Below are 6,563 nucleotides of genomic sequence, written 5' to 3' on the forward strand. Positions count from 1 at the left end.
CCGTGCCTCGCCGCGCCCCCGCTTGGAGTTAGCCGCCGCTTGAGGCAGTCTTGGACCCATGGCTACTGCACCGTACGGGGTTCGGCTACTGGTCGGCGCGGCGACAGTCGCCGTCGAGGAGACGATTAAACTGCCGCGAACCATTCTCATGTATCCGATGACCCTGATCAGTCAGGCTGCGCACCTGGTCATGCGGTTTCAACAGAACCTTGCAGAGCTGGTCATCAAGGGCGACAGCACGTTGGAGACGCTGTTCCCGCCGAAGGACGAGCAGCCGGAATGGGCGACCTTCGATGAAGACCAGATCGAGGCCCCCGAGGGCTGGGATGGGTCATTCATGGCGCTGCCGGGCTCGGATGCCGGCGGTGGAGACCGTCGGTCCGCGGGACGGTTCGCGTTGTACTCGGTGTCCGACCCCGATGAGTCCATGGCCGCCAATGCCCCCACCCAACCGGTTCCGGCCAGACAACCCAAGGCATCGAAGGCATCGTCATCCAATTCAACGGTCCCGGCGCCCGCGATCGCCGATGAACTCGACTACCCATCGCTGACACTGGCCCAACTGCGCGCCAGACTGCAATCGCTGGATGTCAACGATCTCGAAGCCTTACTCGCCTACGAGCAGGCCACCAAGGCACGGGCCCCGTTCCAGACGCTGCTGGCCAACAGGATCACCCGCGCGACGGCCAAGTGACCCAAGCTTCCCATGCAAACTCGGCCGAGAATCCGTTCCCGGTACGCGCGGTAGCCATCCGGGTTGCGGGCTGGATCGATCGACTGGGCACAGTCTGGGTCGAGGGGCAACTGGCCCAGATCACCATGCGCCCCAATTCCAAGACGGTCTTCATGGTGCTGCGTGACCCCGCGGCCGACATGTCGCTGAACGTCACCTGCTCACGTGACCTGGTGCTGGCCGCGCCGGTGAAATTGACCGAAGGCACCCAGGTGGTGGTCTGCGGCAAGCCGTCGTTCTACACTGGGCGCGGCACATTCTCTTTGCGGCTCAGCGAGATTCGCGCTGTCGGCGTCGGTGAGCTGCTGGCCCGCATCGAACGGCTACGGCGGCTGCTGGACGCCGAAGGCCTCTTCGATCCGCGGCTCAAGCGCCCAATTCCCTTCTTGCCCAATATGGTCGGCCTGATCACCGGTCGAGCGAGCGCAGCCGAGCGCGATGTCACGTCGGTGGCCACGGTGCGCTGGCCCGGAGTGCGGTTCGCCGTGCGCAACACCGCCGTGCAGGGACCCAACGCCGTCGTACAGATCGTCGAGGCATTACGCGAACTGGATCGCCACCTCGAGGTCGACGTGATCGTGCTGGCCCGCGGCGGTGGCAGCGTCGAAGACCTGCTGCCGTTCTCCGACGAAACGCTGTGCCGCGCCATCTCGGCCTGCCGCACCCCGGTGATCAGCGCGGTCGGGCACGAACCCGACAACCCGCTGTGCGATCTGGTCGCCGACCTGCGGGCCGCCACTCCCACCGATGCGGCCAAGAAAGTCGTTCCCGATACCGCAGCCGAACAGCGATTGATCGTCGACCTACGCCGGCGCAGCGCGCAAGCGCTGCGCAACTGGGTGTCTCGTGAGGAGCGGGCACTGGCCCACCTGCGCAGCCGCCCGGTGCTGGCCGACCCGCTGAAGGCGTTGACGGTACGCGCCGAGGAGATCCAGCGGGCCCGGTCGGCGCTTCGCCGTGACGTCAACCGGTTGATCGCCGCCGAGACCGAACGGGTCGGCCACCTGTCGGCCCGACTGAGCACGTTAGGGCCGGCGGCAACGCTTGCCCGGGGCTATGCCGTGCTGCAGAGGCTTTCGGCCGCCGGGCAACCGGCCGGGGTGCTCCGGTCGGTCCATGACGCGCCGGCGGGCACCAGGCTGCGGGTCCGGGTTGCCGACGGCGCCATTGCAGCGGTCAGTGAAGGACAAACCGATGGCGGCTGATGAAAACGACGAAAATCACGATGTGACCGGCTCTATTACACCCATTAGTCAGCTCGGCTATGAAGCCTGCCGAGACGAACTGATCGAGGTCGTGCGACTTCTGGAACAGGGCGGCCTGGACCTCGATACGTCGCTGAAGCTCTGGGAAAGAGGCGAGCAACTCGCCAAGAGATGTGAGGAGCACTTAGCTGGCGCTCGGCAACGGGTCACCGATGCGCTGGCGGCCGGCGCGGCTTCGGACGACTAACGCATACCAATGCGCGCCGGTTTTCCCGGGTCACCGTTATTCCGAACTGGAACACGTTTCAGTTATGCTTCCCCGCATGGGTGATGCATCGTTGACAACTGAGCTCGGCCGCGTCCTGGTAACCGGCGGCTCAGGCTTCGTCGGGGCCAACCTGGTTACCACGCTGCTCGAGCGCGGCTATCAGGTGCGTTCCTTCGACCGTGCGCCGTCGCCGCTCCCCCCGCACCCCAATCTCGAGTTGCTGCAAGGTGATATCACCGACGCGGCCACCTGCGCCACGGCAGTCGACGGCATCGACACGATCTTCCACACCGCCGCAATCATCGAGCTAATGGGCGGCGCATCGGTAACCGACGAATACCGGAAGCGCAGCTTCGCGGTCAACGTCGGCGGCACCGAAAACCTGGTACACGGCGGGCAGCGGGCAGGGGTGCAGCGGTTCGTCTACACTTCGTCCAACAGCGTGGTGATGGGCGGCCAGAACATCGCCGGCGGCGACGAGACCATGCCCTACACCAGCCGGTTCAATGACCTCTACACCGAGACCAAGGTGGCTGCCGAGCGATTCGTGTTGTCGCAGAACGGTATTGACGGCATGCTCACCTGCGCCATCCGGCCCAGCGGTATCTGGGGCCGCGGCGACCAGACGATGTTCCGCAAGCTGTTCGAAAGCGTGGTCAAGGGCCAGGTGAAGGTCTTGGTCGGCCGCAAATCGGCGCGGCTGGACAACTCCTACGTGGACAACCTGATTCACGGATTCATTTTGGCCGCGCAGCATTTGGTTCCCGGCGGCAGCGCACCCGGGCAGGCGTACTTCATCAACGACGCCGAACCCATCAACATGTTCGAGTTCGCTCGGCCTGTCGTCACCGCATGCGGCGAACGTTGGCCTCGGATAAGGGTTTCCGGACGTTTGGTGCGCGACGCGATGTCAGCGTGGCAGTGGTTGCACTTCCGGTTCGGGCTGCCCAAGCCGCCGCTGGAACCCCTTGCGGTGGAACGACTTTACCTGGACAACTACTTTTCGATCGCCAAGGCGAAGCGTGATCTGGACTACCGTCCGCTGTTTACCACCGAGCAGGCCCTAGCCGAATGCCTGCCCTACTACAAGGACCTTTTCGAGCAGGTCAAGGCCGCGGCCAAACCCCATCTGGTGTCCGTTGTCGACGCGGCACCACCGGAATAGTGCGTGCGCCTGAGCCAGCGGGGCGGCGCGTCAGCCAATGCCGGGCTGACGACGGCGTGTTACGACCTCCAGGCCAGTGAACTCAGCGAATGCACAGCACATCACGGTGGCGGACCAGTGCGATGAGCCTTCCCGAACCCACGAACAGCCATCTCCGGGCACCGCCGCTAACCCAACCAACCCCAGACGAGACTCCTCGCCCAAACGACTCGCGCGCCGTGGCTGCAACAGCCGCTGCCTTCGCACCTTCCGTCGTAACCGGTCTGCTGACTTGATAATTCGTAAGCAGTTGACGTGGTCGACGCGCTGGTGACGACTCGACAGGCTTCATACGGTGTCTGTACGAGCCAGACTTAGCGGGCTGAGCGCGCTAGTGCTCACAAACCTACTTCCCGTGGCCGTCTGCGCGCCGCCGGGCTAATGCGCAACGGAGCTATCTACGCCGTCAGTCGGTTGCGCGCTTGAGTAGGCGCTAGGCGATTCCGACGCGGCGTAGAACGGCGTTACACCGTGCTTGCCATGCCGCCCAAACAGCATGCCCCCCTTACCTCCGGCACCTCCGGTGCCACCATTGGCACCATTCCCACCGTTGCCGCCATTACCGAGTAGGTGAGCGTCGCCACCCTTGCCGCCGTTGCCGCCGAGGCTGCCGTGACCGCCGCCCGGACTGCCGTCGCCGCCGTTGCCGCCGTTGCCATAAAGCAATCCACCGTCGCCGCCGTTTCCACCCGAGCCGCCGCGTACAGCGTCGCCGACACTCTTGCCCCCCTCGCCTCCCGCGCCTCCGTTGCCGAAAAGTCCTGCCGCTCCACCGTTTCCGCCGGTCCCACCGCGGCCGCCGGCGACAGTCGCGCCTCCGGCGCCGCCGGCTCCGCCGTTGCCGCCGTTGCCGGCCAGTAGTCCGCCGTGGCCGCCCACGCCGCCGTTGGCGCCGGCTCCGCCGGCTCCGCCGTTGCCGCCGTGACCGAAGAGTCCGGCTGCTCCGCCATTGCCTCCGTTTTGTCCTGCTGCACCTGATCCGCCATTGCCGCCGTTACCCCACAGCCAGCCGCCGGCGCCGCCGCTTTGTCCGGTGCCATTGAGCCCGTTGGCGCCATTGCCGATGATCGGGCGCCCGACGAGCCATTCGCTCTCGGCATTGGCTGTCTTGAGGGCACTTTCGGCGATGTTTTCGATCTCGGTCGCCCAATACTTCACGGTGCTGCCGTTGAGCAGGTCGACAAATTGCTGGTGAAGCCATTCGTAGTCGCGACTCAAGGTCTGCCAGGCCTGCCCCTGGTGAGTCAGTAGGGTTGTCATGGCTGCCGATACCTCGTCGGCGCCGGCGGGTAGCAGCCCCGTGGTCGGGATGGCCGCAGCGGTGCTTGCCTCGCTAAACACCGATCCGATAGCCGCTAAATCCGTTGCCGCGCATTCCAACGCTTGCGGAACGATGGTCACGTACGACACGGCTCATCCTCCTGGTTTCTACCAATGTCCTTGTTGGACAACAGGTGTGCGGCGTTTGCCGCGTTAATCGATCACGGCTCGCGGCATCACGTTGGATGTTGCACTGCCAGCGGCAGTGCAGCAGCGCCGCGACGCCGCCGTGGGAGATTACCTCGTTGGGTGCCGCGGTCCCGGTGCTGGTGCCCACATCTCGGCCTACGCACTCTCGGTCGCCGCTGCTGCCTGAACCGAAGCCGACGACACCTGCGTGTGCTCGACCACCGCTGCCGCCGCCATGGCCAATGATCATTGACTGAACCGACGACGTCGCCGCAGGCAGATCCGGCTGCCGACCATCGCCACCCGATCGCCGCCCCACGCCATGACGCCGAATACCTCGGAGCCGAGTCAACTCCGACGGCAACCACCTAAACTCAACGAACATACTTCACCCCTCTAACAGCGACGGGTAATGCTTCACACGATGCAATTGCGCCCACCCCGCACCATGAAACGACCCTTACCGCGGCGACACCACCCCATCCGACATCATGCACTCACTGTGCTGAACATGCAGCCCTGAGAAATATGCGCCCCCAGTTGCTCGGGACTAAGAATATCCTCAATAGCGATGCGATGTGTCTAACGATGTAAGCGCAATGGCATTTAAATCAATACAACATTGCCTTATAAAAACCATCGGCCATATGGCGTACATTTCTTCGTACGGGCGTCGGTATTTCACGTGACCTGGGTTTTACCGGAGGGCTGCTGAGATGACGACGTGACCGTGGTGCCGTGTCGCGGCTAAGCGGCGCCGCGCCGGGTCGTGCGGTGATGCCAGGTCCCTGGTCCCGGTATCCGCGCCTTACTTGGGTCGAGCAGACATCGAAGTCTGCCGGACCAGGCGACGGCCCGGACGCGGTTGACGGCTGCGGCGGTACTTGTGCCCAGCACCAGGTTTGGGGATTCCCAGGATTAGGTAGCGGGATCGTTTGACCGGGCGGCCCGCTGCACGCCGCAGCCGGCAGCAGACGGAAGCCGGTTTTGCCTGACCAGCGTGCCGTCCACGGCCGGCAGCTGCGCCGCGCACAGCTGGCCCACCACGAGGACGACGGCTGTGACCCGACCAATGCCAAGGATGCAACTGCCCGAAACCGGTGGCGCCGTGGGCCCGACATCGCCCACCAAGCCCGCCGTCGCCGTTGCCACAATCACCAGGCAGCGCGGCGTGGCCGAAACAGCCGTCGCCGGTGACCTAAAACGAGCCCTGTCCCCCGTTTCCGCCGTCCCCGCCGGCCCCGCCCCTGCCGCCGTTGCGCCCATCAGGTCCGGAGCCTGCGACGCCGTCGGCACCCTCGTTGCCGGGGTAGCCGGGAATGCCGCTGGGGCCGGCGCCGCCGCCACCACCGTATCCGCCGTGGCCGCCGTATCCGCCGTATCCGCCGTTGCCATAAAGGTAGCCGGCGCCGCCGCCATTACCGCCCATGCCGCCGGGGCCGCCGGTGCCGCCGTGGCCGCCGCTGCCGAACGGGTTGTCATTGTCAGCGCCAGTACCACCGATTCCGGCGTTGCCGGCATTCCCGCCGTTGCCGCCCCAGCCGCCCAGCATTCCGCCGTTGCCGCCGGCTGCACCGTTGCCGCCCGCGCCGCCGTTGCCGCCCATGCCGCCGGGCCCGGCCGGCGTGCCACCGGCCCCGCCGTGCCCGCCGGCCCCGCCGTTGCCGCCGTTGCCGAACAGCCACGCATTACCGCCTGGGCCGC

5 protein-coding genes and 1 pseudogene are annotated in these 6,563 nt (G+C 65.7%); 4 read left to right on the forward strand and 2 right to left on the reverse strand.

What is annotated here, in order from left to right; all coding sequences use genetic code 11:
* The first annotated feature begins 58 nt into the window (after positions 1-58).
* From EET13_RS21735 to EET13_RS21750, 4 genes are all read left to right on the forward strand, one after another.
* On the forward strand, positions 59-694 hold the full coding sequence (locus EET13_RS21735; RefSeq protein ID WP_122444207.1) for a lipid droplet-associated protein: 636 nt from the start codon (positions 59-61) through the stop codon (positions 692-694).
* Complete coding sequence (gene xseA / locus EET13_RS21740; RefSeq protein ID WP_122444208.1) at positions 691-1,938, forward strand: exodeoxyribonuclease VII large subunit; 1,248 nt, start codon at positions 691-693, stop codon at positions 1,936-1,938. Before EET13_RS21735 ends, xseA begins: the two co-directional genes overlap by 4 nt.
* Complete coding sequence (locus EET13_RS21745) at positions 1,928-2,185, forward strand: exodeoxyribonuclease VII small subunit (RefSeq protein ID WP_122444209.1); 258 nt, start codon at positions 1,928-1,930, stop codon at positions 2,183-2,185. The genes xseA and EET13_RS21745 overlap by 11 nt, the downstream gene beginning before the upstream one ends.
* A 64-nt stretch (positions 2,186-2,249) precedes the next feature.
* Positions 2,250-3,371, forward strand: a complete 1,122-nt coding sequence (locus EET13_RS21750) for a 3-beta-hydroxysteroid dehydrogenase (RefSeq protein WP_122444210.1) — start codon at positions 2,250-2,252, stop codon at positions 3,369-3,371.
* A 417-nt stretch (positions 3,372-3,788) separates the two neighbouring features.
* On the opposite strand, the gene EET13_RS32415 is transcribed toward EET13_RS21750, so the two are convergent.
* Both EET13_RS32415 and EET13_RS32420 read right to left on the reverse strand, forming a co-directional pair.
* Positions 3,789-4,820 (reverse strand): PE family protein, encoded by a 1,032-nt coding sequence (locus EET13_RS32415; protein ID WP_122444211.1) that lies wholly within the window; start codon positions 4,818-4,820, stop codon positions 3,789-3,791.
* 1,237 nt (positions 4,821-6,057) lie between these two features.
* Positions 6,058-6,563 (reverse strand): annotated as a pseudogene (locus tag EET13_RS32420) (hypothetical protein); the annotation flags it as partial.

Source organism: Mycobacterium attenuatum, from assembly GCF_900566085.1.
GTDB classification, from domain to species: domain Bacteria; phylum Actinomycetota; class Actinomycetes; order Mycobacteriales; family Mycobacteriaceae; genus Mycobacterium; species Mycobacterium attenuatum.

Bases quoted from the DNA above. Each gene is read 5' to 3' on its own strand.
- EET13_RS21735 (WP_122444207.1), top strand. From the start codon at position 59: ATGGCTACTGCACCGTACGGGGTTCGGCTACTGGTCGGCGCGGCGACA.
- EET13_RS21745 (WP_122444209.1), top strand. From the start codon at position 1,928: ATGGCGGCTGATGAAAACGACGAAAATCACGATGTGACCGGCTCTATT.
- EET13_RS21750 (WP_122444210.1), top strand. From the start codon at position 2,250: ATGCTTCCCCGCATGGGTGATGCATCGTTGACAACTGAGCTCGGCCGC.